Source organism: Actinophytocola sp., from assembly GCF_036402745.1.
Lineage (GTDB): Bacteria > Actinomycetota > Actinomycetes > Mycobacteriales > Pseudonocardiaceae > Actinophytocola.
Genome location: NZ_DASWSJ010000067.1, coordinates 1 through 26683, shown reverse-complemented (window position 1 = coordinate 26683; position 26683 = coordinate 1). Strand labels below are relative to the sequence as shown.

Genomic DNA, 26683 nt, shown 5'->3' with positions numbered 1-26683 from the left:
CGGACGGAGCCCCGTTGTGCGGCAAGGGCATGCAGGTGCAGGTGGTGGTCGCACAGACCCGGCAGCAGGGCCCCGCCGCGCGCCTCGACCACGGTCTCGCCGGCCAGCCGGGTGAGCCGCGGCGCGAGCTCGGTGACCAGGCCGCCGCCGATCCGGACGTCGGAAAGCCGATCGTCCACTTCGGTCCGGCGGACGAGAATCCCGGTCATGGCAGCGGAATCCCGTACGCACGCAGCACCTCGCGGGTGTGCTCGCCGCTCTCCGGAGCCGAGCCGTGCGCGGGGCGCCGCCGCGGATCTGCCACGGGAACCGGGCCGGACGCGGTGTCGACGACCCACGTCCCGTTCTCGTCGCGGGCGGCCGCACTCACCGCGTCCCGGGTGTCCGCGTCCCCGGTGTCCACAGTGGAGCCCACTACGGCGGACATGGCGATGTCTACGAGGTCGCCCGGCCGTGCGGACAGGGCGCGGTCGGCGGCCACGAGACCGGTGAGCGGATCGGCCAGCGCGTCGCCGCAGAACACCGGCGTACCGCGGGCGTCCCACGCGACGAGTCCGCTCGCCGCGGCGACGTCGTCGCCGAAGCCGACCCGGTTCGAGGCCCGCCCGCCGGCGGTGATGGAGATCCAGACGGCGCCGGCGTCCACAGTGGCCCGTGCGTCGAGCCCGAAGCCCGCGAGCGCGCGGGGCCGGGACGCCTCGATGACGATGTCGGCCGCCGCGACCAGGTCGGCGAGGGCGCGCCGGCCTCGGGGTGTCGCGGGGTCGAGCACCACCGAGCGGTGGCCGGCGTGCAGCAGCCGGTAGAAGGCGGGATTGCCGCGGCGCGCGCCGTCGGGGCGATCCGGGGTCTCCACCTTCACCACCCGGGCGCCGGCCAGCCCCAGCAGGTGCGCGCACAGCGGCCCGGCCCACAGCGCGCTGAAGTCGACCACCAGAAGCCCGGCGACCCCACGCGCCGGCCCCGGGCTCGGCGACGGGGGAGCGGCAGGCGGCGCGAGCACCGGGCCCGCGGCCACCCCGAGCAGCTCCGCGCGCGTGCCGAGCTCGGCGGATCCGTGGTCGCGCAACCACTGCGCCACCGCGGGCCACGGATCGCTCGGGAGCTCGGCACCGACCAGCGCACCGAGCAGCAGCCGGTCGTCCGGGCGGGCGCAGGACACGGCGGCCCAGCCGTCCGCGGTGGGCAGGAGCCGGCAGCTCCCACCCGCCGACACCGCGCCGCGCCGGCGGTGTCCGGTGAACGCGGCCCGTTCCGAGAGCAGCTGGGTGCCGTCCACCCGCACCGGGTGCGCGGTACCCGCGGTCGCGGCGGCGAACCGGTCACCGAGCTCGCGGGCGAGCGTCGCGGCGCGACCGGGCGGCACCAGCGGCGGGCCGTCCGGCCGCCCGGTCAACGGCACGACACCGCTGCGGGCCCAGTCGGCGACCGGGTCGGGCGCTTCGCTCGGCACGGTCATGATGTTACGTTTGGCCGATCGTGAGTACCGGGATCTCGATCACCGAGCTGGCCGACGGCGCGGCGGGGGATCCGCTGCTCGGCAACGAAGGCCGGGTGGTCGCGCCACTGTTCGTTGTGGACGTCGACGCGCCCGCCGGCGACGCGCTGCTCGAGCGGGCGGAGTGCGCCGCACGTCGCTGCGACCGGATACTGGTCGGGGTCACCGGGGCGGCGGAGCTGGACGATGCCCGACGGCGGCTCGCCGGCCTGCTGGACCTGACCCTCGCGCCGCACGCCCTCGCCGCGACCGGACACCAGTTCGTGAAGACGCCGGACACCTCGGCGGACGCCGCGACGCTCGACGCCGCGGCGCGGGCGAACCCGCAGGCGGCGCTGGTGCTCGGGCACCTTCTCCGCACGACCGGACAGCTCGACGTGGGACAGGCGCTCGATGTCGAGTCCCTGGCCTACTCGACGCTGCTGGGCGGCGCCGAGTTCCGGCGCTGGCTGGCGCGTCGCGGGCCGCGGCCGGTGCCGCCCGCCGCGGGCCCGGTGGTGCTCGTGGCGCGCACCGGTGGCCGCCTGCACGTCACGCTCAACCGTCCTGAGCGCCGCAACGCCTACGGCCGCGAGGTCCGCGACGCCCTGGTGGACGCGTTGCGGATCGCCGAGCTCGACCCGACCGTCGAGCGGGTGGTACTCGACGGGGCCGGGCCGTCGTTCTGCTCGGGTGGAGATCTCGACGAGTTCGGCACCGCGCCCGACCTGGCGACGGCTCACCTCGTGCGCACCCGCGCCGGCGCCGGTCTCGTGGCCCACGCGATCGCGGGCCGCCTCGAGGTCCACGTGCACGGCAGCTGCGTCGGCGCCGGCATCGAGCTCCCGGCGTTCGCCGGCCGGATCATCGCCCGGCCGGGCACCACGTTCCAGCTGCCCGAGGTCGGGATGGGCCTGGTGCCCGGTGCCGGCGGCACGGTCAGCCTGCCCCGTCGCATCGGCCGCTGGCGGACGTTGTTCCTGGCGCTGTCCGGCCGGCCGCTCGACGCGGCCACGGCGCGGGACTGGGGGCTCGTCGACGAGGTCGACGGGGTCGAGGCGTGACACTCGTCAGTCGGCCGCCCAGCGCGGCTCCCGCTTCTCGACGAACGCCAGCGGGCCCTCGGTCTGGTCCGGGTGGCCCCACATGCCGACGAGGTACTGCGAGCCGACCCGGCAGGCGTCGGTGAGCCCGAGCTCGAGCGCGGCCTCCAGCGACTTCTTGGTCGCCGCCATGGCGGCCGGCGAGTTCCTGGCGATCTTCTCGGCCAGCTCCTGGGCGGCCTCGCGGAGCTTCTCCGGCGGGTCGACGACCTCGCTGACCAGCCCGAGCTCGTAGGCACGCCGCGCGCTCACGCGTTCGTGCGCACCGACGAGCGCCATGCGCATCGCCGCCTCGAACGGGATCTTCTTGGCGAGGCCGATGACCTCGATGGCCGTGACCTGGCCGACGCTGACGTGCGGGTCGACGAACTCGGCGTCCGACGCCGCGATCACGATGTCGGCGTCGGCGACGAAGTGCAGCCCGCCGCCCGCGCACAGGCCGTTGACGGCCGCGATCACAGGCTTGGAGACCTTCTGGTGCCAGGCGGTGAAGTGCAGGTCGAAGCCCAGCAGGTCGTCCTTGTAGCGCTCCATGCCCTGCCCGTCGGTGGCGACCTCCTTGAGGTCGGCGCCGGTCTGGAAGGCCCGTCCCGCTCCGGTGTGGACGATGACGCGCACAGCCGGGTCGCGGTCGAGCTCGAGCCACGCCTGCGCCAGCTCGTCGCGCATCCGGTTGTTCATGGCGTTCAGCGCCTCCGGCCGGTTGTTGACGAGCCAGCCGACGTGGCCGTGCTTCTCGATCACGAGGGTCTCGTAGGACCTCATGGGTGATCCTCCCGATCAGCTGATCTTGTCGTCCAGGTGCTGGCCGATGGCCGTGATGTGCTCGCCCACCCGCCCGAGGAGCTGTGCGCCGGCGCGGGCCCGTTTGAAGTAGAGGTGAGCGTCATGTTCCCAGGTGAACCCGATTCCGCCGTGCAGCTGGATGTTCTGCGCGCTGACGGCCGCGTACGCCTCGGCGGCCAGCACGGCGGCGATCCGCGCGTTGAGCGCGAGGTCGGCGCCCGCCGAGCGCACCGCGACGTACACCGCCGAACGCGCCGACTCGACCTGGACCAGGGCGTCGGCCAGCCGCTGCTTGACGGCCTGGAACGACCCGATGGGCCGGCCGAACTGGATGCGGGTCTTGGCGTAGTCGACCGCCATGTCCAGGCAGCGTTGCGCCCCGCCGACCTGCTCGGCGGCGAGCAGCGCCCGGGACACGGCCGTGGCCGACCGGACCGCGCCGTCGGCGCCCAGGGAGCCGACGAGCGTCGCCTCCGTCGACTCGAAGGTCAGCCGGGCCATCGGGCGGGTGAGATCCAACGTCACGAGGCGTTCGCGGGGCAGCGCCGGATCGTCGACGGCGAACACCGCCACGTCGGCGCCGGCGCGGGCCACAACGAGGACGAGGCCGGCGTCGGCGCCGTCGACGACGTAGTTCTTGGCCCCGTCGAGGCGCCACCGCTCGCCGTCACGCCGCGCGGTGGCGCGGACCGCGTCGAGCGACCATTCGCCGTCGTCCTCGGCCAGCGCCACGGTGGCCGTGCGGGTGCCGGCGGCGATCGCGGGGCCGTAGCGCGCCAGCGCGCTCGGGTCGTCGAGCGCGACGAGCAGCGGCACGGCGAGCGCCGCGGTGGCGAACAACGGCGAGACGAGCAGCGCCGAGCCCGCCTCCTCGAGAGCCACCGCCAGCTCGACCGGGCCGAGCCCGCTGCCGCCGAACTCCTCGGGCACCATCAACCCGGCCAGGTCGAGCTGGGTCGCGAGCACCCGCCAGGTCTCCCCGTCGGCCCTCCCGCCGTTCGCCATGGCGGCGCGCACCCGGTCCGGACCGCTGAGCGCCGCGAGCGCGCTCCGCACGCTGTCGCGGAAGTGCTCGAGGTCCTCGGCCGAGGTCTCGGTCTCGGTCGCAGTCTCGGTCATGGTCGCTCCGATCGACTGGGGTGCTCAGACGACGCCGGTGTCGTGGAGCCGCCGGATGGTGGCGGCGTCGCGGCCGAGCTCGGCGAGGATCGCGTCCGTGTGCTGCCCGAGCGCCGGGACGGCGCCCGCGGGTGTGGTCCAGGCCGAGCTGACCGGTGGGGCCAGCGGAGTCCACACCGGACCGTCCGGCGCCGCCACCCGGAGCCAGCGGTCCCGAGTGGACAGTTGAGGGTGGTCGACCACCTCGTCGAGCCGGTTGACGACGGCGCAGCCGACCCCGGCCTCGTGCAGCGTGGTCACCGCGGCTGCGACGTCGAGCGTGGCGACGACCGGCGCGAGGACCTCGTCGATCGCCACCCGGTTCGCCACCCGTGCCTGGTTCGTCGCGAACCGGGGGTCGTGGACCATGTCCGGGCGCCCGAGCACGGTGGTGGCGAGCTTGGCCCACTCGCGGTCGTTCAGGACGCTCACCGTCACCAGCCGGCCGTCGGACGTGGGATACGCGTCGTACGGGGCGATCGCCGGGTGGCTCATGCCCGAGGCCAGGTCCGGCTCGGCGCCGTGCTTGCGCACCACGAGCGGGTAGCCCATCCAGTCGGCCATCGCGTCGAGCATCGACACCTCCAGCGTGGCGCCCGCGCCGGTGCGCTCGCGGGCGTACAGCGCCGAGAGGACCGAGGAGAAGCCGAACATGCCGGCGGCGATGTCGGCCACCGCGATCCCCGGCTTGACGGGCCCGGTCAGGCTGCCGGTGATGGTCGTGAGCCCCGCCTCGGCCTGGATGAGCAGGTCGTAGGCCTTGCGTTCGTCGTAGGGCCCGCCGGTGCCGTAGCCGGAGATCTCGCACACCACGAGCCGGGGCGTGTGCGCGCGCAGCGTGGCGCCGTCGAGGCCGAGCCGCGGCGCCGCCCCGGGCACCAGGTTGTGCACGAACACGTCGGCGCGGTCGAGCAGCTCGTCGAGCACGGCGCGGCCCTCGGCGGTCTGCACGTCGAGCGTGAGGGACTCCTTGTTGCGGTTGACCCAGGCGAAGTGGGCGCCGGTGCCGTTGGCGTAGGTGTCGAAGTGGCGTGCGAAGTCGCCGTGGACCGGCCGCTCCACCTTGATGACCCGCGCGCCGAGGTCGGCGAGCTGGCGCGTGGCGTAGGGCGCGGCGACGGCCTGCTCGATCGAGACGACCAGCAGACCGGCGAGCGGGCTCACGTGCGCTGTGTTCATGGTTCGCTTCGCTCACGCCCGAAGTGGTCGATGGAGGCCCGGAGCGCGCCGTCGAGGGTCGCGGCGCCGCCGATCGGCGCGGGGAGGGTCACCGGCCCGTGCTCGCGGCTGGGCAGGACGACGGTCGCCGTGCCCGGCGCGGTGACCTCGCCGCGCTGGTTCGTCGCCGCGAGCTCCAGGTCCACGGCGGCGTGGACGCCGTTGTCGTCCGCCACGAGGTGCTTGCCCACGACCGTGCCGGTGATGCGCTGCAGGTCACCGACGTAGTTGAACTTGCGGAACTCGACGCGGAGCTTCCACAGCCACGCGTCGTCCCCCATCCAGTCGGTGCAGGCGTGGATCAGCCACGTCTCGCGCATGCGCCCGTAGTCGAAGGTCGTGGGGTTGCCCGAGCGGCGCGCGAACTCCGGGTCCCAGTGCACCCGCTGCATCGCATCCCACACCCCCTGCTCGTCGCGGTGGTAGAAGCGGGGGACGCGCCGGCGGTTCCGGTAGGCCAGCCGCAGCGCGGACACGCCGTAGACGCCCATCCCCATCCCGGTGTGCCAGACCACCATGTCCGTCACCGTCAGCGGCCCCTTGACCAGGGGAGTGATCGCCTCGCCCACCTCGACGTCCTCGAACCACCGCGGCTCGGCGCCGCGGGGTGCCTCGGCGGCGTACCGCGCGTCGACGTCGGCGATGTCGTCCTCGGGCCAACTGTGCGGCTCGATGGCGTCGTACTTCTTGCGCCTGACCGCCTCGGTGCGCTCGGTGCGGATCATGAGCCGGTACTGCCCGGCGAGCGGGGTGCCGTCGGCATCGGCGAACACGTTGGCGTTCCACTCGTGCACCGCTCGGCCGGAGAACTCGCTCGGCTTGTCCAGCACCCCGACGAGCGCGTTGCGCCGGTGGACCTGGCGGTCTGGGCGCAGCGGACTCCACCACTCGCGCTGGCACGCGGCGTAGAAGGCGTGGACGCCGCGCAGCGGGTCGCCCTTGACCTCGTCCTGGCGGGCCAGGTCCGCCTCGGTCAGGACGTCCTCGCCGATGACGCTGTCGCCGCCGACCAGCGGCGGCGGCGCGATCGGCCCCCGCCAGCGCGACCGCGACGCGTAGCCGGGGTCGCAGTACAGCGGGTTGTCGTCACCGTAGGAGCGAGCCACGATGCGGAAGGCGTCAGTCCCGGCGCGCAGGTAGTGCGGCGGCACCGGATTGGCTTGGGGGATACCGATACGCGCACGCAGCGCGGCCACCCCGGCGTCCGTTATCCGCGGCTCCGGCGTGGTCCGGGTGTTCGCCATGACAGACGCTCCTTTCTTTCTTTGCTATCTTATATCTAAAGGCGGGGGTTGAGTCGAGGAGGCGGCCGATGGGGTACCGGACACTCCGGGTCGAGCGGCGCGGACCGGTGGGCTGGCTCGTGTTCGACCGCCCGCATGCGGGCAACGCGATGGACGCGGCGATGATGGCCGAGCTGCCGCTCGCCTGGCGCGAGCTCGACGACGACCCCGGGGTTCGGTGCATCGTCCTCACCGGACGCGGAAAGGCGTTCCAGACCGGCCTCGACGTGGTCGCCCTGGCCCGGGAACCCGAGAGCCTGCGCGAGTCCAGCCGCCGCACGAGGAACGCGGACCTGCGGCTCACCGGCTGGCATCTGGGTGTGCTGACTCCCGTCGTGGTCGCGGTCAACGGCACCTGCGCCGGCGGCGGCCTGCACTTCGTCGTGGACGGGGACGTGGTGATCGCCGCGCGGCACGCGACCTTCCTCGACCCCCATGCCAGCGTCGGGCAGGCCAGCAACTGGGAGGCGGTCGGCATGACGCACCGGATGGCCGCGGGTGTCGCGGCGCGGGTGGTGCTCACCGGCGCCCACGAACGACTCGATGCCGAGCGCGCCCGGCAGCTCGGGATGGTCGGCGAGGTGGTCGAGGCCGACGAGCTCGAGGCGGTCGCCCAGCGCGTCGCGGAGCGGATCGCCGCCGCGGACCCCGACGTGGTCCGGGCACGCAAGCACGCGTTGTGGAGTGCCGAGGAGCGTGGACTGTCCGACGCCCTCGCGGCGGCCGGCGCCGCGCGCCCGGCGAAGGAAGCAGGCCCCCGATGATCACCGCGACGGGCCCCGACGTCACCGCCGCGCAGGCGGGTGCGCTCGTCCGGGCCTGGGTCGAGGAACACGTGCCCGCGCCCTGGCGCGCCGCCGCCGAAGCGGGCGGTCGCCGGGCCGTGCGGGCAGCGCGTACCCGCGAGGACTACCGCGCGTGGTACCCGGTGTTCGGGTCCTCGGGCCTGGTCGCGGCGAGCTGGGATCCCGCGTACGACGGCCTGGGGTGGAGCCGCGCGGCCGCGTCGGCCGCCGAGGCGGTGCTCGCCCTCTACCACCTGCCGCGGCTGAACCCGCTCGGCCTGAACCTCGCCGCGCCCGCCCTGTTCGCCCACGGGACCGAGGAGCAGCGCCGCCGGTTCCTGGGCCCGATCGCGCGCGCCGAGGAGATCTGGTGCCAGCTGTTCAGCGAGCCGGGTTCCGGCAGCGACCTGGCGTCACTGTCCACCAGGGCGGTCCGCGACGGCGAGGACTGGGTCGTCGACGGCCAGAAGGTGTGGACCACCTGGGCCGACCAGGCCGACTTCGGCGTGCTGCTGGCCCGCACGGACGCCGACGTCCCCAAGCACCAGGGCATCAGCTACTTCCTGTTCCCGATGCGCCAGGACGGGGTCGAGGTGCGGCCCTTGCCCCACCTGGGCGGCGAGACCGAGTTCTTCGAGGTCTTCCTCACCGGCGCCCGGGTCCCCGACACCCACCGGCTCGGCGGTGTCGGTCAGGGGTGGAGGGTCGCGCAGGCCACGCTGAGCGGTGAACGCCAGATGGTGTCGGGTGCCGGCTCGGGCGGTGTCGACCGGGTCGGCGGCGCGGGCGCCGCCCATCTCGTGCGGCTGGCCCGCCGGCGCACCGAGCAGGGCCGGCCGGGCGGCTGGGACGAGCCCGCGGTACGCGAACGGATCGTTCGGCTGTGGTGCGAGGAGCAGGCGCGGGCCTGGACCAACGAGCGGATCCGCGCGCGCCTGGCGGGCAACCTCCCGCCCGGGCCGGAGAGCTCGATCGGCAAGGTCCACGGCTCGGAGCTCAACCAACGCATCCAGGAGCTCGCGGCGTCGCTGCTCGGCGGCGAGGCCATCGCGTGGCGCGGCCGCGCCGGCTCGCCGGCCGAGTTCTGGGCGGGCATGCCCGACGAGGTGCGCGGGATGCTGCGCAGCCGGGCCAACACCATCGAGGGCGGGACCTCGGAGGTCAACAAGAACGTCATCGCCGAGCGGGTGCTCGGCCTGCCCAAGGAGCCCGACCCCTACAAGGGCAAGCCGTGGAAGGACGTGCCGCGCAGCGGGTGAGGTCGACGACGAGCATCGACAGGCCGCGGTGTCGCGCGGCTCGCCGGGCCCGGTGCGCAGCAGGAGCAGGCACCAGCGCGACCACATCGCTCCGCTCGTCAGATCTTCTGGGCGTTGACCGCGTGGTGGTCGCCGTCGAGACGCCCGGTCGTGGTGAGGCCCGCCAGGTCGCGCAGACCGCGGAGAAGGCGCGTTGGTCCGGGTCGAGACCGAGCCGCAGGCCTGCTCCTATTACCTATATCTTTGATAATATTTGCCTGAATCAGATGCGGTGGGGAGCGCGCGATGGCAACACGAACGGCCGTGACGTTGTCGGTCGAGGAGCGGGTCGCCTGGATCACCCTGGTCGACGTCGGCCGGCGCAACAGCACCAACGAGGTGCTCGTCGAGCAGCTCACCCAGGCCTGCGCCGCGGTGCGGGCCGACCGCGGCGTGCACGCGGTCGTGCTGCGGGCCGAGGGCCCGGTCTTCTCGGCGGGCGGCGACCTGGACTCACTGGGCACCAGGCCGGCCGATCCCACCGCCGTCTACCGGGGTTTCGCGGCGTTGGCGGCGCTCCCGGTGCCCACCCTGGCCGCGGTCCACGGTCCCACGATCGGCGCCGGGGTCAACTTCATCCTGCCCTGCGATGTCGTCGTCGCGGGGCGCAGTGCGACCTTCGACCCGCGCTTCCTCGACCTGGCCATCCATCCCGGCGGCGGGCACCTGTGGCGCCTGGAGCAGCGGTTGGGCCGGCAGGGCGCCGCCGCGCTCATCCTGTTCGGCGAGTCGATCTCGGCGGCCGAGGCGCAGCGCTGCGGCCTGATCTGGAAGTGCGTGGCCGACGACGACCTGCTGGAGGTCGTCTCGGCCATGGCCGCGCGGGCGGCGGGCCGCCCGCGCGAGCTCGTGCGGCGGACCAAGTCGGTGCTCTCGCTGAGCCGCGCGCTCACCGAGCCCGCGATGGCCGCGAGCCTCGAGCAGGTCGCCCAGGACTGGTCGGTGCGTCAGCCCGACCACGCCGAGGCGGTGCGGCGGGTCCGCGATGGCGTGCGCCGCGTTCGTTAGGCGTCCAGCCGTTCGGCGGCCAGCCGGGTGAGCTCGGACTTGGCTACCTTGCCCACGGCTCCGCGTGGCAGGGCATCGAGAATCCACAGGTGGCGCGGGACCTTGAAGTCCGCCAGCCGCTCGCGCGCCCAGGCGATGAGCTCCTCGCCCCGCACCTCGTCGGCGACCGCGAAGCCGACCGGCACCTCGCCGAGCCGGGCGTCCGGGACGCCCACCACCGCGGCCTCGCGCACGCCGGGATGCTCGGTGAGGACGTGCTCGACCTCGGCCGGGTACACGTTGAAGCCGCCGACGAGGATGAGCTCCCTGGCCCGTCCGACGATCCGGACGTAGCCGTCCTCGCCGATCCAGGCCAGGTCACCGGTGCGCAGCCAGTCGCCGCGCAGGACCTCCTCGGTGCCGCGTGGATCGTCGAGGTACCCGGTCATCACGGTGGCGCCGCGCACCTCCAGCTCGCCCGTGTTACCGGGACCCCGCCGGGCCGAGCCCGGGGCGACCCGGACCTCGACCCCGTCGATCGGCGCGCCGACCGTCTCGCGCACGAGCCCGACCGGGTCGCCGAGCCGGGTCATCGTGCACACGCCGGTCGCCTCGGTGAGGCCGTAGGCGACGACCACGTCCCGCACGCCCAGCTCGTCGACGAGGCCCCGGACGAGGTCGGGCGGGACGACGGCCGAGCCGATGACGGCGGTGCGGATGGACAGGTTCTCCGGCAGCCGACCCGAGCTGCGTGCGTCGAGCACGTAGCCCTGGATCGTGGGCGGTGCGCTGAGCACGGTGACCTCGCCCCCGCGGACCAGGTCCACCACGCTCGCGCGGGAGACCTGGGGGATCAGCACGACCGTCGCGCGGCCGTGGAAGGGCGAGATCAGGCCCGTCTTGAAGCCGCCGACGTGGGCGAGGGGGTAGGTCACCGGGAACACGTCGCCACGGCGCAGGCCGACGTTGCGGGTCCACGTCGCGGCGCTCGCCACGAGGGGCTGCTGCCGCAGCAGCGCACCCTTGGGCGCCCCGGTGGTGCCGGAGGTGAACTGCACGACCACGTGCTCGGTGGCGCCGGGTGGCGGGCCGGTCCCGGCGGGCGCCGCGGCCACCAGGTCCGCCCACCGGGCGACGTGGTCCGGGCCTTCCGTGCCGAGGCGGACCAGCTGGTGCGGCGCGACGATCGCGGCCGCCTCCACGGCGAGGGGGCGGCCGCGGTGGTGGTCGGGAGCGATCATGAACCGGCAGCCGGCACGGTGCAGGATCGCGGCCACCTCGGCCGCGGTGTAGCGCGGGTTCAACGGCACGAGCACGCCGCCGGCGACCACGACGGACAGCATCGCCACGGCGCAGTCGAGGGTGTTGACGGCCCAGACCGCCACCCGGTCCGCCGCCCCGAGACCGTGCCGGTGCCAGGCCGCCGCGCCTCGCCGAACCGCGGCGTTCAGCTCGGCGTAGGTCAGGCTGTCCTCCCCGCAGCGCAGGGCCACGGTGTCGGCGGCGTCCGCGGCCGCGGCTGCCAGCAACTCGGCGACGGACCCTGTTGTCTCGGTGGTCATCGTCCCGGTGCTCATCCGAGGGTGGCCTCGCGGCCGCGGAGCCGCCACCCGTCCGCGGTCCGGACCAGCTCGTCGCGGTAGGTACCGAAGAGCTTGATCGAGGGCGCCGTGGCCGTGTCGCCCATGAACAGGAAGTACGAGACGGCTGTGGCGCTGTCGGCGGTCACGTCGACGTGCAGGGGGACCACGAGGTGCCGCGTCGCCGTTCCCGGGCCGCTGACGCCCTCGGCGCGCCGCTCGCGGGCGGCCGCCACGATCTGCTCGACGCCGACCTGCCTCGTGTCGCCCATGGTCCAGGTCGCATCGGGGGTGTAGAGCCGGCGGTAGTCGTCGGGTTCACCCTCGTCCCCCACCCGGGCGGCGAGCCCGAGGAGGGAGCGGATGGCCGCGTCCGGGTCCGCCGTGGGCGGGCGATCGTCCATTGTGTCCTCCTTAACATTGCAATATTATATGTTATTGCGCCGCCGCCGGCGGTCGCGGCGGTGAAGCCTGACGGGATCCGGGTCCCGGGGTGGGTGGGTTGCCACTTCCTCGTCACCCATCTATCTTGATAATGATTGATTAGATAGACCGCGAAGGCGGCACTCGAAGGGGAGGGCTTGGCTCCGTGACGCATGACGACGAGCGGGTCAAGGTGTCGGTCCAGGCCGTCGGCAAGGTGTTCTCCTCGAAGGCGAAGCGAGTGGAGGCCCTGTCGCGGATCTCCCTGGACGTGCGCGACGGCGAGTTCCTCTGCCTGCTGGGTCCGTCGGGCTGCGGCAAGACGACCCTCCTTCGCGTCATGGCCGAGCTCGAGTCGCCCTCGTCGGGGCGGATCGAGATGCGCCACGACGATCCGAGCCGCCCCCTGTCCGCGGTGGTGTTCCAGGACTACTCCGTCTTCCCCTGGAAGACCATCCGGGAGAACGTCGTGTTCCCGCTCCTGCAGAACGGCTTTCGCCGCCGGGAGGCCCGCGAGGTGGCCGACCACTGGCTGTCCCAGCTGGACCTGACCGGCTTCGAGAGCTCCTATCCGGACACCGTGTCCGGCGGCATGAAGCAGCGCGTCGCCATCGCGCGTGCCCTGGCACTGCGGCCCGAGCTGCTGCTCATGGACGAGCCCCTGGCCGCGCTCGACGCCCAGCTGCGCCTGCTCCTGCAGGAGAAGCTGCTCGACCTGTGGCAGCGCAACCAGAACACCGTCGTGTTCGTGACCCACTCGATCGACGAGGCGCTGCTGCTCGGCGACCGCATCGCCGTCATGAGCGCCCGACCGGGACGGATCGACTCGGTGATCGACGTGCCCTTCGCCCGGCCACGCGACCCGGACGAGATCCGGGCGTCCGCGGACTTCGCCGGGCTGCGCGACGAGATCTGGCACCGCCTGCGAAGGGAGCTCCAAGCGTCATGACGTCGAACGTCTCGGACACGCGGACCCCGCTCGGCTCGCCGGCCCGCACCGTGATCGTGCCGTCGGCCCGGGAGCGCGACCCGCGGGCCTACGCGTTCCGGCGCCGCCTGCTCGAGCGTGGCCTCGCCGTGGCCGTCCCCATTGGACTGATCGCCCTGTGGCAGGGCCTCGCGAGCGCCGGTGTGGCCGAGAGCCCGTACTTCCCGCCACCGTTCGCGATCGCGTCGAGCTGGGGCGACCTGCTGAGCAACGGCGTCTACGCCGACTCCGTCGTCGCGAGCGTGCGGCGGATCGTCCTCGGCTACGTGGCGGGCACGCTGGGCGCGCTGGTGCTCGGGTTCGCCATCGGGTCCAACGCCCTGCTGCGGTCGGCGCTCGAGCCCACGATCGCCGCGCTGTACACGATTCCGAAGCTGGCCATCCTGCCGTTGCTGCTGCTGGTCTTCGGGCTCGGCGAGACGAGCAAGATCCTGCTCGTGGCCCTCACCTGCTTCTTCGTGGTGCTGATCAACACGATCGACTCGGTGGCCGGCGTGTCGCCGCGCTACCGCGACGTGGGCCGGTCGTGCAACGCCTCGCGGTGGGCGATGCTGTGGCACATCACCGTGCCGGCGGCGCTCCCGCAGACCCTGACCGGCATGCGGATCGCCTCGGGCATGGCGGTCATCGTGATCGTCGGCGCCGAGTTCGTCGCCGCCGACACCGGACTCGGGTTCCTGGTCTGGAACTCCTGGAACCTCGGCGTGCCCGAGTACATGTTCGTCGGCATCGTGTCGATCTCGCTGATCGGCGTCATCGCGACCGCGCTCCTGCGCGGCCTCGAGCGGGTGCTGACCCCCTGGAATCGCTGAGCGCGGCCAGGAACGTCCTCGCGCAGCAGGAAAGGAACAGTCGTGATGGGAGCTCTTCGGCGTCGCGGGATCGCGCTCGCGGTGGTCCTCTCGGGTGCCATGACGCTCGCCGCGTGCGGCGCTGGGCCCGCCGCCGGCGGCGGGGGAGACGGCAGCGTCCGGGTGGGTTACATCTCGGGCGCCGCGCTGGCTCCCGCGTTCGTCGCCGACGCCCTCGGGTGCTACCGGAGCCACGGGCTCGACGTCACGTTCCAGCCGATCAACAACCCCGCGGACGCGATCGCGTTCCTCTCCTCGGGCAAGATCGACGCCTATGTCGGGTCGCCGTCCGCCGGCATGTTCAACCAGGTCGCTCGCGGCGCGAACCTGAAGATGGTGGCCTCGCTCGGTTCGGTGAACACGCCGGGCGACGAACCGGCCCCGAGCGGCCTGTACGGTGCCGCGGGCGTCACCAAGGTCGCCGACCTCAAGGGGAAGCGGGTGGCCAGCCTCGGCACCGTGGGCACGGCGACGTCGTTCCTGCTCGGAAAGTCGCTCGAGTCGGGTGGACTGTCCCTGTCCGACGTCGAGGTCGTGCCACTGTCCCTTCCGGACATGACCGAGGCGCTGCGCAACGGCGGGGTCGCCGCCGCCCTTCTCGTCGCTCCTTACACCCGCAAGGCCGTCACCGAGGGCTTCGCGACCGCACTCGTCGACTCCAAGGCCGCCTATGGAAAGGAGACCACCTCGGGCATCATGTACGGCCCCAACCTGCTGGCGAAGAACCGCGAGACGGGTGTCTCCTACCTGCGGGCGGTCGCGTGCGCCGCGGCGCGGATGCAAGGCGACTGGCGCAAGGATCCCGAGATCGTCAAGGCACTCGCCGACTTCATGAAGGTGCCCGGGAACGTGATCAGCGGTGGCGGGCTCTACGCGTTCGATCCCACCCTCAAGGTCAACGCGGGAACCCTGACCGACATGCAGAAGATGTTCGGGTCCCACGACGGCACGCTCACCTACGACGACGCGCTCCCGGCCGAGAAGCTCGTCGACGAGCAGATCCTGCACGACGCCGCGGGTGGTTCGCAGTAGGCGCGGCGGAACCCGGACCTCGTGGGGGACTACCGGCCCGGGGACAGGTCGATGTTGTCGAGCAGGTTGGTGTTCACGGTGTCCTGTTTGGCCGACTCCAGGCTCGACTTCCGGGTCGCGGCGAGGTGCGCGCTCGCCAGGCTCACCGTGCGCTTCTCGTCGCCCGCGGCGATGGCCTCGACCAGCTTCTCGTGGTCGCGCAGGGCCGCGCGGCGCGACTTGCGCGCCATCGGTGAGCTCTGGTCCGACTCCACATCGGTCACGGACGCCGAGGACCACACCGTCGACTCGTGCGCCGTCCAGATCGTCTCGAGCGACCCGACTATGACGATCATGGTCTCGTTGCCGCAGTGCTCGACCAGCGTCTCGTGGAACGTGCGGGCGTGTGTGGGGAACTGCTCGGGATCGTCGAAGGTCTCCTCCTGCTCGGCGACGACGGACCGCAACGCGGGTACCACCGTGTCGGCGCGGTCGGGCCGCGCGGCGCACAGGGCGGCGCAGGCGGGCTCGAGGGTGAGCAGCGCGCCACTGACGTCGCCCATCGTCGTGTCGCGAGTCTGCAACACCATGCTGATGGTGCGCGCGATGCGCTCGGGCGTGGGCAGGTGGACCACCGCCCCGCCGACATTGCCGCGCCGCACCGAGATGAGTCCCTCGGTCTCCAGGATGCGCATCGCCTCGCGTACCGCGGGCAGGCTGACCCGGAACTCGGTGAAGAGCTGGTCCTGACGGGGCAGGCTGTCGCCCTCCTTGAGCTTGCCGGTGAGGATATCGTCACGCAGCTTCGCCGCCACGATCTCCGCCAGCCGCGGTTGGCGCAACTGTCGCATCCGTGCTCTCCTTCACGTCAGGTGTGCACAGCCTAGCGCTCACCGGCGGGCCATCATGGCCAAGACACCAATGACACGATCATTAACGCGTGGCGGGAGCTCACGGTTCCACGGTGGCGCGCAGCTCCCGTCGCAGGACCTTGCCGACATCGGAGCGGGGCAGCCCCGCGACCACGGTGTACTCGACCGGGATCTTGTACGGCGCCAGGTGGTCGCGGCACCACGCGGACAAGGTCTCGGCGTTCGGCGCGTCCGGCCCCGCCGGCACGATCCACGCGTGCGGCACCTCGCCCAGGCGGGGGTCGGGGACCCCGGCGACCGCGGCGTCGCGGACGCGGTCGTGGCGGCGCAGGACCTCCTCGACCTCGTCGGGGAACACCTTGAGGCCACCGCGGTTGATCATGTCGCTCATCCGGCCCTCGATCCACAGGAACCCGTCCGCGTCGAGCCGTCCGATGTCGCCGGTCTTGATGAAGCCGTCGGCGAACCTGCCGTCGTCGCGGGTGTCGCCGGGACCGTCGGTGGTGGCGTAGCCGCGCATCCGGAAGGGGGAGCGGATGTGGATGTGCCCCTGCTCCTCGCGCTCGAGCACCCGGCCCGCGTCGTCGACGACGCGCACGTCCACGTCGTCGTAGGGCCGGCCCGCGGCGCCCAGCTTGTCGGTGCCGAACTCGCGGATGTCGTCGACGGTCCAGCCCACGACCTCGCCGCCCAGTTCGGTCTGCCCGTAGGAGTTCAGCACGAGACCCCCGAAGCGATCGTGGAAGCGCCGGGCCGTCGCGGGCGAGAGCGGGGCGGTGATCGAGCGCACGATGTGCAGGGGTTCGATCGAGTCGATCGCGTCGCTGTCGCACAGGGCCGTGATCATGGCCGGGGCCAGCACCGTCGACTTGATCCGGTGCCGCCGCACGGCTTCGGCGAGCGCGGTGGGGGTGAACGTGTCGAGCAGTACGACGCCGAACCCGGCGCGCAGCGAGAACAGCGTGTTGAAGATGCCCGCCCAGAGCGCGAGTGACAGCGGGATCAGGTTCACCCGGAGGGTCACCTGCTCGCCGGGCTTCGTGGTGGGTCCGCGGCGGAGCTTGCGCAGGCTCGAGTCGAGTGCGGCGAGGGTGCCGCCGTGGCGTAGCTGCACCGCCTTGGGACGGCCGGTCGTGCCCGAGGTCCGCAGCACGAGGGCCACCTCCGGATCGTAGGAGGCGGGAGCGGCCGCGACGGGGCGCAGGACCGTGGGCTGCCAGGTGATCGCGTCGAACTGGACCATCGCGAGGTCCACGGTCTGCCGCGCCAGGTCGTCCGCGTCGCCCACGAGGAGCTCCACCGGTGTCTCGCCGATCAGCTGGGCGATCTCGGCGGGGGTGCTCCGCCGGTTGATCGGTACGTACACGCCGCCGGCGGCCCAGACCGCGAACATGGTGACGACTCCCGACGCTCCGGACCCGACGAGCCCCCCGACCGGGACGCCCTGCCGGACGCCCGCCTCGACCAGGGCTCCGGCGAGGGTGTCGACGGCATGGCGCACCGCGTGCAGGGACATGGTCCGCCCCGCCGAGTGGAGGACGACGGCGTTGTCCGCGGCGGGGAGCTCGGTGAGCAGGCTGAGCAAGGTCTCGGGGCTCGGGTCCGCCGTGCCGGCACCCGGCGACTCGTCGTCGGAAGGAACAGTCGAACTCATCCGCACCCCCTTCGAGTCAGGACGCGCGCCAGACGCGCCCGGCCACCCCATTATTTATAAGATAGATAGGTAAGAGTGGGCACGCAAGCGTGGTGCTGGCAAGATCCCATCTTTATAATGCTTGTATGTTAAGCCGGTATGTCGATGTCGACGGGCTCTCGATCTCCCTTCGAGGTGGGGTGCTGTCCCTCCAGTTGGACGACCCGGGTAAGCGCAACGCCCTGAACGACGTGTCGTTGCGCGGTCTCATCGACGCCCTCGAGCTCGCCCAGAACGACCAGAACGTGCGTGCCGTCCTGCTGTCCGGCGCCGGCGGGCACTTCTGCAGCGGCTTCGACATCGTCGAGCGCAACGTCGACGGTGGCGAGCGCCCGCGTACCGGCGCGATCCAGCGCAGGCTTCCTTCCCAGGCCCACCGGCTCATCGTGCAGCTGTGCGAGCTCCAGGTGCCCGTGGTGAGTGGTGTCTCGGGTTACGCCGTGGGTATCGGGATGCAGTTCGTGCTCGCCAGCGACTTCGTGGTCGCCGACCGGACGGCCACGTTCTGGGAGCCGTTCGTCGCCCGTGGGATGACGCCCGACAGCGGGGCGACGTGGTTGGCGGTCCGCGCGGTGGGGCCGCTTCGGGCCCGCCGCCTGCTGATGCTCGGCCAGCGGCTCGAGGCCGACGTGGCGGCGGAGTGGGGAATCGTCCACGAGGTGGCCGCCGATGGGCGGGCCGAGGCCGAGGCACGCGAGCTCGCCACCAGTCTCGCCGCCGGACCGACCGTGGCGCTCGGACTGACCAGACGGTTGATCAACAGCGCGGCGGAGGCGCGGCTGCGCGACCAGCTGGACAGCGAGGCCTACGCGCTGGAGCTCTCCTCGCGCAGCCCCGACTTCCGCGAGGGACTCAAGGCCTTCGTCGAGAAGCGTCAGCCGACGTTCGGGGGCCGGTGATCGTGACCGCGACCCCCCGGCCGACGACGATCCCGGCGATGCTCGACGCCAGCGCGCGACGTTTCGCCACGGCGGTCGCCGTCCGCGACGGCGATGTCGAGCTGACCTACGAGCGGCTGGCCGAGGCGGTCTGGGAGGTCGCGCGCGGCGTCCTCGCCCTGGGGATCCGCGCCGGGGACCGGGTCGGGCTGTGGGCACCCAACTCCTACCGGTGGGTCGTCGCCTCGCTCGGCCTCCACGCGGCGGGTGCGGTCGTGGTGCCGATCAACACGCGGTACCGGGGCATGGAGGCCCGCGCGATCCTCGCCCGGGTCCGCGCGTCGGCGGTGTTCGTCGACGACGGCTTCCTCGGCTACGGGTACGCCGACGCCGTCGCGAACCCCGTCGAGGGTGACCAGGTGGGCGAGGCGCTCGCCGGCCTCCCCGTCGTGGACCTGAACGAGGGCCGGGCCGAGGACGGCTCGGCGGTGCTCGGCTGGACGGACCTGGTCGCGGGCGGCGCGTCGGTGCCGCTCGCGGCGGCGCGGGAGGCGGCCGCGGCGGTGCGGCCCGCCGACCTGTCGGAGATCATCTTCACCTCGGGCACGACAGGGCCGCCCAAGGGCGTCACCATTCCGCACGGCGCGGCGCTCGACCTCTACCGCGCCTACGGCGAGGTGTGGGGGTTGCGCGAGGGCGACCGGTACCTGGTGACGCTGCCGTTCTTCCACACCGGCGGCAACAAGGCAGGCATGCTCGTGAGCCTCATGTACGGGCTCACGATCGTGCCCATGGCGGTGTTCGACGCGACCGACGCGCTGCGCCTGATCGAGCGGGAGCGAGTCTCGGTCATGAACGGGCCGCCGACCGTCTACTACTCGTTGCTGGAGAACCCGGACAAGGAGAAGTACGACCTCAGCTCCTTGCGGGTCGCCGCGACCGGTGCCGCCGTCGTGCCGGTGGCCCTCGTGGAGAGAGCCCGGACCGAGCTCCCCTTCGACCGTTTCGTGACGGCCTACGGCATGACCGAGTGCATCGGTACCGCGACCATGTGCCGCGAGACGGACTCGCCCGAGACCATCGCCAACACCAACGGCCGTGCGGTGCCCGGCGTCGAGCTGCGCGTGGTCGATCCCGACGGGCACGACGTCGGCGCGGGTGAGCCGGGCGAGGTGCTGATCCGCGGCGCCAACGTCACCCCGGGCTACTGGGAGGACCCGGCCTCGACCGCGAAGGCGATCGACGCCGACGGTTGGCTGCACTCCGGCGACGTCGGCACCCTCGACGCGCGGGGCAATCTCAAGATCACCGACCGGCTGAACGACCTGTTCATCGTCGGCGGGTTCAACGTGTCGCCCGCGGAGGTCGAGCAGGTCCTGGCCCGTCACCCGGCCATCGCCGAGGTGGCGGTCGTGGGTGTGCCCGACGCGCGGCTCGGCGAGGTGCCCAGGGCGTTCGTGATACCGCGACATGGGGCCGAGGTGGTGGCCGAGGACATCGTGGCCTGGGCCCGGGAACGGTTGGCGAACTTCAAGGTCCCGCGAACCGTGTCCGTGGTGGGGGAGTTGCCCCGCAGCGCGAGCGGAAAGGTGCTCAGGCGCGAGCTGCGGCGCGAGGCCCGCACGTGAACGATGGGTACCGCCGTCCATATACACACGAGAAGCTGGGGTAGGGATGGAATCGTCCGACTTCGAGCAGATCCTCGACGCCGTCCGGCGGTTCGTGCGCGACGAGGTCGTGCCCGCCGAGGAGGAGATCGAGGACACCGACGCCATCCCGGACCGCATCCGCCGAGCGGCGGCCTCGATGGGCCTGTTCGGCTACGCGCTGCCCGAGGAGTACGGGGGCTTCGGTGCCACCGCGACCGAGGACGCGCGGCTGGCCATGGAGATCGGCTACACGACGCCGGCCTTCCGCTCCATGTTCGGCACCAACAACGGCATCGCCGGCCAGGTCCTGGTCAACCTCGGCACCGCGGAGCAGAAGCGCGCGTTCCTGCCGAAGCTCGCCCGCGGCGAGTACGTGGCCTCCTTCGCCCTCACCGAGCCCGAGGCGGGATCGGACCCCAGCGGCCTGCGCACCAGGGCCGTCCGGGACGGGGACGACTACGTCATCAACGGCCAGAAGCGCTTCATCACCAACGCCAACTGGTCGAACCTGCTGGTCGTCTTCGCCCGCACCGGCACGCCGGAATCGGGCGCGAAGGGCCTGTCCGCCTTCGTCGTCGACACGGACACGCCGGGCGTACGCGTTGGTCCCCGGGACAAGAAGATGGGGCAGCGGGGCTCGACGACGGCCGAGGTGTTCTTCACCGACGTGCGGGTGCCCGCGGCCCGGCTCGTCGGGGTCGAGGGCGAGGGCTTCTCGGCGGCGATGCGCTCGCTGGCCAAGGGACGCGTGCACGTCGCGGCGTGCTGCGTCGGCATGGCGTCGCGCCTCGTGGAGGAGAGCGTGGGCTACGCCGCCGCCGCGAAGCAGGGCGGCACCGTCATCGGCGAGTTCCAGCAGGTTCAGGCGCTGCTCGCCGACTCCCAGACCGACCTGCTCGCGGGCCGGGCGCTCGTGCTGGCCACCGCTGCCGCCTACGACGACGGGTCGGACCGCCGGCTCGCGCCGTCGGCCGCGAAGCTCTTCTGCAGCGAGATGGTCGGTCGGGTCGCGGACCGCGCGGTGCAGGTCCACGGCGGCATGGGTTACGTCCACGGCGTGCCGGCCGAGCGGTTCTACCGCGACGCACGCTTGTACCGGATCTACGAAGGAACCAGCGAGGTGCAGAAGGTCGTCATCGCCAGGCAGTTGCTCCGGGGTGCGCGGTGACCCGCATCCCGCTGGGCCGGGTCGGCGAGCCGCACGAGATCGCCGACGTCGCCCTGTTCCTCGTCAGCGACCTGTCCAGCTACCTGACCGGAACCGTCACCGAGGTCACCGGCGGACGGTTGATGTGAGCCACCACGCCAAGGAGTCAGCCGTGCCCGACGTCGTCGTCTGCGAGCCCGTCCGCACCCCCGTCGGCCGGTACGGCGGCTCGCTCAAGCCCGTCCCGGCGGCCGAGCTCGGCGCGCAGGCGCTGCGCGGCCTGCTCGACCGCACCCACCTGGACCCCGAGCTCATCGACGACATCGTGCTCGGTCACTGCTACCCCACGAGCGAGGCGCCCGCCATCGGCCGGGTCGTCGCGCTCGACGCCGGCCTCCCCGTCACCGTCCCCGGCCTGACCATCGACCGGCGCTGCGGCTCGGGACTGCAGGCCGTGCTGACCGCGGGCCGGGCGGTGGCCGCGGGCGACGCGCGGGTCGTGGTCGCCGGCGGGGTGGAAAGCATGAGCAACGCCGCCCACTTCTCCCACGACATCCGATGGGGCGCGCGGGCCGGCGGCGCCCAGCTGCACGACAGCCTGGAACGCGGCCGGGTGACCGCGGGCGGCCGCCTGCATCCCGTCGACGGCGGCATGCTCGAGACCGCGGAGAACCTGCGCCGCGAGTACCGGATCAGCCGCGCGGAGCAGGACGAGCTCGCGGTGCTCTCGCACCGGCGCGCGGTCGCGGCGATCGAGAGTGGCGCGGCGGCCGAGGAGATCATCCCGGTCACCGTCCGGACGCGGAGGGACGAGCTGGTGGTCGACCGGGACGAGCACCCGCGCGCGGACACCACCGTCGAGTCGCTCGCGCGACTTCGCCCCATCCGCGCCGCGGTCGACCCGGAGGCCACCGTCACGGCCGGCAACGCGAGCGGCCAGAACGACGCCGCCGCACTGTGCGTGGTGACGACGCGCGAGCGGGCCGAGTCGCTCGGGCTGCGCCCGCTGGTGCGGATCGTCTCCGCGGGCCTCGCGGGGGTCGAGCCCGCCCGGATGGGGATCGGGCCGGTCCCGGCGTCGAGGATCGCGCTCGAGCGGGCCGGTCTCTCGCTGAGCGAGATGGACCTGATCGAGCTGAACGAGGCCTTCGCCGCCCAGGCGCTGGCGGTGCTGCGCGAGTGGAAGTTCACCGACGCGGACCTGGAGCGCGTCAACGTCCGCGGCTCGGGCATCTCGCTCGGGCATCCCGTCGGCGCGACCGGCACCCGCATGGTGGGTGCCCTCGCCCGGGAGCTCCACACCCGCGAGCAGCGCTACGGCCTGGCCACCTTGTGCATCGGCGGCGGCCAGGGGCTCGCCGTGGTCTTCGAACGGGTCGTCGCGTGAAGCTCGGGCTCGCGCTCGGCTACTGGGGCGCCGGTCCGCCGCCCGAACTCGCCGAGACGGTGGCGGCCGCCGAGCGCCTGGGCTACGACTCGATGTGGGCGGCCGAGGCGTACGGATCGGACGCGCTGACGCCGCTGGCCTGGCACGGCAGCTCGACCTCGCGGATCAAGCTGGGCACGTCGATCGTCCAGCTCGCCGCCCGTACCCCGGTCGCCACCGCGATGGCGGCCATGACGATGGACCATCTCACCGGCGGGCGCTTCATCCTGGGCCTCGGTGCCTCCGGGCCGCAGGTCGTCGAGGGCTGGTACGGCCAGCCGTATGCCACTCCGCTCGCGCGGACCCGCGAGTACGTCGAGATCCTGCGCACGATCATCCGGCGCGACAAGGCCGAGTTCAGCGGCGAGCACTACCGGCTGCCGTACGAGGGCGGAACCGGGCTGGGCAAGCCGATCCGGTCCACCCTCCACCCGGTTCGCGCGGACCTGCCGATCTACCTCGCCGCCGAGGGGCCGAAGAACGTGGCCATGGCCGCCGAGATCGCCGACGGCTGGCTCGCGATGTTCTACTCGCCGCACGCCGACGAGCACTACCGGGCCGCGCTCGCCGAAGGGTTCGCACGCCCGGGAGCGCGGCGTTCGGCCGGGGACTTCGAGGTCACCTGCCGGGTGAGCGTGGAGATCGACGACGACGTCGAGGCGGCCGCGGACCGGGTTCGCCCGATGCTGGCGCTGTACATCGGCGGCATGGGCGCCAAGGGGGCGAACTTCCACTACGAGGTGTTCGCCCGGATGGGGTTCGAGGCCGAGTGCGCGCGGATCCAACGTCTCTACCTGGCCGGGCGAAAGGACGCGGCGGCCGCGGCGGTAACCCTGCGCATGGTCGAGCAGGTCGCGCTCGTCGGGCCCGAGGCGAAGATCGCCGACGAGCTCGCGGCGTGGGAGAAGTCGCTCGTGACGACGATGCTCGTCTCCGGTGACGCGGTGAAGCTCGCGCGGATCGCCGGCCTCGTCCTGGCGTGAGTGTGTTGCCTAACCCCGTGGCGTGCCACCATCGCGGCCAAGCGCGGCCTGCGGAGAGGTCAGATCTGTGCCTGGCCGCCGTCGACGAAGAATTCGATGCCGTTGACGAAGCTGGCGTCGTCGGAGGCCAGAAATGTCGCGGCAGCAGCGATCTCCTTGGGCTCACCGACGCGACCGAGCGGAACCACCGCCGCGAACGACTCCAGCATGGCCTGCTGCCGTTCGGGGTCGGCGTTTCCGAGCAGGCCCGGCGTCCGGGTCGGACCGGGGCTGAGGACGTTGACGCGAATGGCCTGCCCCCGGAGATCGACGGCCCAGCCGCGGGCGAGATTGCGGACCGCGGCCTTGGTGGCGGCGTAGATGCTCTGTCCGGGGCCGACCCTGACCGAGGTCGTGGAACCGGTGAGGATGATCGAGGCCTTCTCGTTGAGCAGCGGAAGTGCCTTCTGCACGGTGAAGACGACGCCCTTGACGTTCGTGGCGAAGGTGGCGTCGAACTGTTCCTCGGTGATCTCGCCGAGGACCGCGCGAACGCCGCCGCCGGAGTTCGCCACCAGCACGTCCACGCCGCCCCGGCGCTCGCGCACGGTGCGGTACAGCGTGTCGAGGTCGGCGAGGCTGGACGAGTCGGCGCGGACGGCTTCGACGTTCCCGCCGATCTCGGCCACCGCGGCGTCGAGGACGTCCTTCCTGCGGCCGGTGACGAAGACGTACGCGCCCTCGGCCGCGAACCGCGTGGCGATGGCGAGTCCGATGCCGGTGCCGCCACCGGTGACGACGGCTGTCTTGTTCCGCAGTGTGCTGGTCATGCCTGCTCCTGTGCTGGTGGCGGATCGTGCGGCGGATGGCCGGTTCTTTACCGGTTCGTCCAGAACGTAGCACGTTCTGGACGAACCAGTAAAGAATTTGTACGATCGAGGCATGGCGAGACCACGGAGCTTCGATCAGGACGAGGTCCTGCGCGTCACCCGAGACCTGTTCTGGTCGACCGGTTACGCAGCGGCGCGCGTGGACGACATCGCCGCGGCCACCGGCCTGGGCAAGGGCAGCCTCTACGGCGCCTTCGGTGACAAGCACCAACTGTTCCTACGGGTCTTCGACGACTACTGCGTCGGCGTGACCGAGGCCGTGCGCCGGGCGCTCGACGGCCCGGACGCCGGGGCCTACGAGCGGCTGCGCGCACATGTGCTGGCGATGGCGGACGTCACCGGGGCGGACGCCCGCCTGCGCGGTTGCCTGCTGGCCAAGGGCGCCGCCGAGCTGTCTGGGCAGGATCCGGCCGTCGCGGCACGGGCCCGCAAGACGCTCGACGACCTCGACGAGCTGATCACGTCCTGCGTCGCGGCAGCGCAGCGGGCCGGCGACATCAGCCCGGATCAGGACGCCGCCCGTCTCGGCGGACTCCTGTTGGCCGTGCTTCGCGGGATCGAAGCGCTGGGCAAGGGCGGCCGCAGCCCCGCCAAGCTACGCGCGATCGCCGAGACCGCCTTGGCGGTCCTGCCCCGGCCGTAGGTTCGATCAAGCAGCGTGATCGCCGGATCGGGGCCGGGGGTCGCTGGGTCGTTCACCGCCACGGCGGGGCCGCCTTCCCTGGCGCTGCGCATGCGACGTGCCGTCAGGCGCAGCGGTTTGATCGGCTGCCGGTTCTCGCCGGCTCAGGGTGTCGGTGAGTGTGGTGGTTGGTCGGGCCTGGTGCCGCCCGGTCGCGGTCGGGTGAGCGCTTGTCGCAAGAGGGTCTCGGAGGCTGACAGGTAGCGATCGACGTAGGCCTCGTCGAAGCCCTGGGTGGGCAGGATCGGTTGGGCCTTGTGGCCGAACATGAGCCCGGTCCGACCTTCGAGCTCCGGGGCGAACAGGAGCGGCACGATCCGCTTCGCGTAGGTCTCTGGAGATTGCATCACGAGGCCGACAGCGGTCTCGACCAGTTTGTGGGCGATGCTGCCTTCGCCCAGGAGGTTGCTCCGGATGTCGGTCTTGATGAGGTAGGGGGCCAGGCCGAAGAACGCGGGGCCGGGGAACCTGTCCTTCGCGCCGAGCACGAGGGCCTCGTTCCCTGCGACCGTGTTGGCGTGCGCCACCATGGATCGGTAGGCCTTCTCGGAGTTGAGGTCACCGGGGTCGCCGAGGTTGCCCGTACCGGGGGAGCCCATGACGAAGACGCGTGGCCGGGGAGCGCCGGTTTCGCGTGCTGATCCGAGTCGGGAACCGAGCCCTCGTAGGATCGCGAGACGGCTCAGGTAGCTGATCGCCACATCCCGCTCGACCTGTTCGGGCGTCTCTTCTCGTGTCTTGGCCGCGATGATGCCCGTGGTGAGGAGCACGACGTCGAAGGACTCCGCCGGGAGCTCGCGGGCCACGCGGGTGGCCTCGCTCATCGATGACAGATCAGCCGCCACGAAGGTCAGCCGGGCAGCCGGAGCGTCGCGAAATCTGCGCCCGACCACGGTGACGTCCGCGCCTCGCGCCAAGGCCTGCTGTGCGATGGCCCGGCCGAGGCCGTTGGTCCCGCCGATGACGGCCAGTTTCTTGCCGGACAGGTCGAGCTGCTCGATCGGTGTCAGTCGCAGGGTCACGCTCCGGTCCGGCAGTCCTTTGATGGAGGTCTTGCGCTTCCCGGGAGCTGTGGCATCGCTTGGTGTGGAGTTCTTAGTTGACATCACCGAAATTTCCTTCCTTCTTGTGCGGTGACTGATTTCCGCCGCGTCTGTCACGTGGCGGCCAGGCGCGGCCGGCGTGGCGGGCGGCGTCCGAGCCTCGGCGTGCTGTGGGGCGGCCAGGTCCTGGAGGCCTGCCCTCGCGTGGGGCGCAGTCGGCTTCCGGTGGATCGGCGAGCGCGGCGATGGTCGAGGCGCCGGGCAGGACGCTGGCGTCCAGACGGAACCGGCTCATGGATGCTCCAGTTCGGTGCGGCGTGCCCGGGATGGGTCCCGGTGGCGTGTCGGCGGTGGCGCCGCATGCGAGCATAAACGGACTTTACCCCGCCTGATATTCCCGGCGGTAGGGCAATGCCTGTGGTTCGTCCGATCGTGGGAGCAGCATCTGTTCGGTGACCAGGTCCGGATCCGGCTGCGCCGTGACCGCGGCCAG

25 protein-coding genes and 1 pseudogene are annotated in these 26683 nt (G+C 72.3%); 14 read left to right on the top strand and 12 right to left on the bottom strand.

The genetic code is table 11. The features are described 5' to 3' along the window. Positions 1-209: pseudogene (locus VGD70_RS06810) on the bottom strand (amidohydrolase); the annotation flags it as partial. Beyond that, positions 206-1459 carry a CoA transferase gene (locus VGD70_RS06805; protein WP_331079229.1) on the bottom strand — a complete coding sequence of 418 codons (1254 nt, stop codon included), beginning with the start codon at positions 1457-1459 and terminating at the stop codon, positions 206-208. The gene VGD70_RS06805 and the pseudogene VGD70_RS06810, both read right to left, overlap by 4 nt. Before the next feature lie 20 nt (positions 1460-1479). Between VGD70_RS06805 and VGD70_RS06800 the strand changes: the two genes are divergently transcribed. Beyond that, positions 1480-2541: an enoyl-CoA hydratase/isomerase family protein gene (locus VGD70_RS06800; protein ID WP_331079227.1), complete on the top strand. Its 1062-nt coding sequence runs from the start codon at positions 1480-1482 to the stop codon at positions 2539-2541. Positions 2542-2547: 6 nt separating this feature from the next. On the opposite strand, the gene VGD70_RS06795 is transcribed toward VGD70_RS06800, so the two are convergent. The 4 genes from VGD70_RS06795 to VGD70_RS06780 are packed head-to-tail and all read right to left on the bottom strand — an operon-like array spanning position 2548 to position 6986. After that, the gene (locus tag VGD70_RS06795) at positions 2548-3345 is read right to left on the bottom strand and encodes an enoyl-CoA hydratase/isomerase family protein (protein ID WP_331079225.1); all 798 of its coding nucleotides are present in this window, start codon (positions 3343-3345) and stop codon (positions 2548-2550) included. Positions 3346-3360: 15 nt separating this feature from the next. Next, positions 3361-4485 (bottom strand): acyl-CoA dehydrogenase family protein, encoded by a 1125-nt coding sequence (locus VGD70_RS06790; RefSeq protein WP_331079223.1) that lies wholly within the window; start codon positions 4483-4485, stop codon positions 3361-3363. A gap of 24 nt (positions 4486-4509) precedes the next feature. Then, positions 4510-5703: a CaiB/BaiF CoA-transferase family protein gene (locus VGD70_RS06785; protein ID WP_331079221.1), complete on the bottom strand. Its 1194-nt coding sequence runs from the start codon at positions 5701-5703 to the stop codon at positions 4510-4512. Further along, positions 5700-6986, bottom strand: coding sequence for an acyl dehydratase (locus tag VGD70_RS06780; protein ID WP_331079219.1), 1287 nt, complete (start codon positions 6984-6986; stop codon positions 5700-5702). Before VGD70_RS06780 ends, VGD70_RS06785 begins: the two co-directional genes overlap by 4 nt. Positions 6987-7054: 68 nt before the next feature. On the opposite strand from VGD70_RS06780, the gene VGD70_RS06775 reads away from it, so the two are divergent. The 3 genes from VGD70_RS06775 to VGD70_RS06765 all read left to right on the top strand — a co-directional run bounded on the left by VGD70_RS06775 (position 7055) and on the right by VGD70_RS06765 (position 10116). Then, a complete protein-coding gene (locus VGD70_RS06775; protein WP_331079218.1) occupies positions 7055-7789 on the top strand; it encodes an enoyl-CoA hydratase/isomerase family protein in 735 nt (244 codons plus the stop codon). Then, on the top strand, positions 7786-9069 hold the full coding sequence (locus tag VGD70_RS06770) for an acyl-CoA dehydrogenase family protein (protein ID WP_331079216.1): 1284 nt from the start codon (positions 7786-7788) through the stop codon (positions 9067-9069). Before VGD70_RS06775 ends, VGD70_RS06770 begins: the two co-directional genes overlap by 4 nt. A 285-nt stretch (positions 9070-9354) precedes the next feature. Then, positions 9355-10116: an enoyl-CoA hydratase-related protein gene (locus VGD70_RS06765; protein ID WP_331079215.1), complete on the top strand. Its 762-nt coding sequence runs from the start codon at positions 9355-9357 to the stop codon at positions 10114-10116. Here VGD70_RS06765 and VGD70_RS06760 read toward each other — a convergent pair. After that, positions 10113-11672: an AMP-binding protein gene (locus tag VGD70_RS06760; protein WP_331079213.1), complete on the bottom strand. Its 1560-nt coding sequence runs from the start codon at positions 11670-11672 to the stop codon at positions 10113-10115. The genes VGD70_RS06765 and VGD70_RS06760 overlap by 4 nt on opposite strands. After that, a complete protein-coding gene (locus VGD70_RS06755; protein ID WP_331079211.1) occupies positions 11669-12079 on the bottom strand; it encodes a nuclear transport factor 2 family protein in 411 nt (136 codons plus the stop codon). The genes VGD70_RS06760 and VGD70_RS06755 overlap by 4 nt, the downstream gene beginning before the upstream one ends. 185 nt (positions 12080-12264) lie before the next feature. On the opposite strand from VGD70_RS06755, the gene VGD70_RS06750 reads away from it, so the two are divergent. Genes VGD70_RS06750 through VGD70_RS06740 form a run of 3 tightly spaced genes read left to right on the top strand, consistent with a single transcriptional unit; the run spans position 12265 to position 14969 of the window. Then, positions 12265-13047, top strand: coding sequence for an ABC transporter ATP-binding protein (locus tag VGD70_RS06750; protein ID WP_331079210.1), 783 nt, complete (start codon positions 12265-12267; stop codon positions 13045-13047). Then, positions 13044-13898: an ABC transporter permease gene (locus VGD70_RS06745; RefSeq protein ID WP_331079209.1), complete on the top strand. Its 855-nt coding sequence runs from the start codon at positions 13044-13046 to the stop codon at positions 13896-13898. Before VGD70_RS06750 ends, VGD70_RS06745 begins: the two co-directional genes overlap by 4 nt. A gap of 45 nt (positions 13899-13943) precedes the next feature. Then, on the top strand, positions 13944-14969 hold the full coding sequence (locus tag VGD70_RS06740) for an ABC transporter substrate-binding protein (RefSeq protein WP_331079207.1): 1026 nt from the start codon (positions 13944-13946) through the stop codon (positions 14967-14969). Between the two features lie 29 nt (positions 14970-14998). Here the strand turns inward: VGD70_RS06740 and VGD70_RS06735 are convergent, their stop codons facing one another. Together VGD70_RS06735 and VGD70_RS06730 are read right to left on the bottom strand one after the other, a co-directional pair. Beyond that, positions 14999-15799, bottom strand: coding sequence for a FadR/GntR family transcriptional regulator (locus VGD70_RS06735; RefSeq protein WP_331079206.1), 801 nt, complete (start codon positions 15797-15799; stop codon positions 14999-15001). A 100-nt stretch (positions 15800-15899) separates the two neighbouring features. After that, entirely contained in the window at positions 15900-17474 is a 1575-nt protein-coding gene (locus VGD70_RS06730; RefSeq protein WP_331079204.1) for a long-chain fatty acid--CoA ligase, read from the bottom strand. Positions 17475-17599: 125 nt separating this feature from the next. On the opposite strand from VGD70_RS06730, the gene VGD70_RS06725 reads away from it, so the two are divergent. The 6 genes from VGD70_RS06725 to VGD70_RS06700 are packed head-to-tail and all read left to right on the top strand — an operon-like array spanning position 17600 to position 23596. Then, positions 17600-18412 (top strand): enoyl-CoA hydratase/isomerase family protein, encoded by an 813-nt coding sequence (locus tag VGD70_RS06725; RefSeq protein WP_331079202.1) that lies wholly within the window; start codon positions 17600-17602, stop codon positions 18410-18412. Positions 18413-18414: 2 nt separating this feature from the next. Then, entirely contained in the window at positions 18415-20019 is a 1605-nt protein-coding gene (locus VGD70_RS06720) for a FadD3 family acyl-CoA ligase (RefSeq protein ID WP_331079201.1), read from the top strand. Positions 20020-20065: 46 nt separating this feature from the next. Then, positions 20066-21208, top strand: a complete 1143-nt coding sequence (locus VGD70_RS06715; RefSeq protein ID WP_331079199.1) for an acyl-CoA dehydrogenase family protein — start codon at positions 20066-20068, stop codon at positions 21206-21208. After that, entirely contained in the window at positions 21205-21336 is a 132-nt protein-coding gene (locus VGD70_RS06710) for an SDR family oxidoreductase (protein WP_414637903.1), read from the top strand. Before VGD70_RS06715 ends, VGD70_RS06710 begins: the two co-directional genes overlap by 4 nt. Positions 21337-21359: 23 nt before the next feature. Next, complete coding sequence (locus VGD70_RS06705) at positions 21360-22574, top strand: acetyl-CoA C-acetyltransferase (protein ID WP_331079197.1); 1215 nt, start codon at positions 21360-21362, stop codon at positions 22572-22574. Further along, complete coding sequence (locus VGD70_RS06700) at positions 22571-23596, top strand: LLM class F420-dependent oxidoreductase (RefSeq protein WP_331079196.1); 1026 nt, start codon at positions 22571-22573, stop codon at positions 23594-23596. Before VGD70_RS06705 ends, VGD70_RS06700 begins: the two co-directional genes overlap by 4 nt. Before the next feature lie 59 nt (positions 23597-23655). On the opposite strand, the gene VGD70_RS06695 is transcribed toward VGD70_RS06700, so the two are convergent. After that, positions 23656-24405: an SDR family NAD(P)-dependent oxidoreductase gene (locus VGD70_RS06695; protein WP_331079194.1), complete on the bottom strand. Its 750-nt coding sequence runs from the start codon at positions 24403-24405 to the stop codon at positions 23656-23658. 112 nt (positions 24406-24517) lie between these two features. Between VGD70_RS06695 and VGD70_RS06690 the strand changes: the two genes are divergently transcribed. Beyond that, a complete protein-coding gene (locus tag VGD70_RS06690) occupies positions 24518-25108 on the top strand; it encodes a TetR/AcrR family transcriptional regulator (protein ID WP_331079192.1) in 591 nt (196 codons plus the stop codon). A gap of 143 nt (positions 25109-25251) precedes the next feature. On the opposite strand, the gene VGD70_RS06685 is transcribed toward VGD70_RS06690, so the two are convergent. After that, positions 25252-26169: an SDR family NAD(P)-dependent oxidoreductase gene (locus tag VGD70_RS06685; RefSeq protein ID WP_331079190.1), complete on the bottom strand. Its 918-nt coding sequence runs from the start codon at positions 26167-26169 to the stop codon at positions 25252-25254. Positions 26170-26683: the final 514 nt, after the last annotated feature.

Coding starts and splice junctions, on each gene's coding strand:
- VGD70_RS06805 (WP_331079229.1), bottom strand. CDS start 1,459: ATGACCGTGCCGAGCGAAGCGCCCGACCCGGTCGCCGACTGGGCCCGC.
- VGD70_RS06795 (WP_331079225.1), bottom strand. CDS start 3,345: ATGAGGTCCTACGAGACCCTCGTGATCGAGAAGCACGGCCACGTCGGC.
- VGD70_RS06790 (WP_331079223.1), bottom strand. CDS start 4,485: ATGACCGAGACTGCGACCGAGACCGAGACCTCGGCCGAGGACCTCGAG.
- VGD70_RS06785 (WP_331079221.1), bottom strand. CDS start 5,703: ATGAACACAGCGCACGTGAGCCCGCTCGCCGGTCTGCTGGTCGTCTCG.
- VGD70_RS06780 (WP_331079219.1), bottom strand. CDS start 6,986: ATGGCGAACACCCGGACCACGCCGGAGCCGCGGATAACGGACGCCGGG.
- VGD70_RS06775 (WP_331079218.1), top strand. CDS start 7,055: ATGGGGTACCGGACACTCCGGGTCGAGCGGCGCGGACCGGTGGGCTGG.
- VGD70_RS06770 (WP_331079216.1), top strand. CDS start 7,786: ATGATCACCGCGACGGGCCCCGACGTCACCGCCGCGCAGGCGGGTGCG.
- VGD70_RS06765 (WP_331079215.1), top strand. CDS start 9,355: ATGGCAACACGAACGGCCGTGACGTTGTCGGTCGAGGAGCGGGTCGCC.
- VGD70_RS06760 (WP_331079213.1), bottom strand. CDS start 11,672: ATGAGCACCGGGACGATGACCACCGAGACAACAGGGTCCGTCGCCGAG.
- VGD70_RS06755 (WP_331079211.1), bottom strand. CDS start 12,079: ATGGACGATCGCCCGCCCACGGCGGACCCGGACGCGGCCATCCGCTCC.
- VGD70_RS06745 (WP_331079209.1), top strand. CDS start 13,044: ATGACGTCGAACGTCTCGGACACGCGGACCCCGCTCGGCTCGCCGGCC.
- VGD70_RS06740 (WP_331079207.1), top strand. CDS start 13,944: ATGGGAGCTCTTCGGCGTCGCGGGATCGCGCTCGCGGTGGTCCTCTCG.
- VGD70_RS06735 (WP_331079206.1), bottom strand. CDS start 15,799: ATGCGACAGTTGCGCCAACCGCGGCTGGCGGAGATCGTGGCGGCGAAG.
- VGD70_RS06730 (WP_331079204.1), bottom strand. CDS start 17,474: ATGAGTTCGACTGTTCCTTCCGACGACGAGTCGCCGGGTGCCGGCACG.
- VGD70_RS06725 (WP_331079202.1), top strand. CDS start 17,600: ATGTTAAGCCGGTATGTCGATGTCGACGGGCTCTCGATCTCCCTTCGA.
- VGD70_RS06715 (WP_331079199.1), top strand. CDS start 20,066: ATGGAATCGTCCGACTTCGAGCAGATCCTCGACGCCGTCCGGCGGTTC.
- VGD70_RS06695 (WP_331079194.1), bottom strand. CDS start 24,405: ATGACCAGCACACTGCGGAACAAGACAGCCGTCGTCACCGGTGGCGGC.
- VGD70_RS06690 (WP_331079192.1), top strand. CDS start 24,518: ATGGCGAGACCACGGAGCTTCGATCAGGACGAGGTCCTGCGCGTCACC.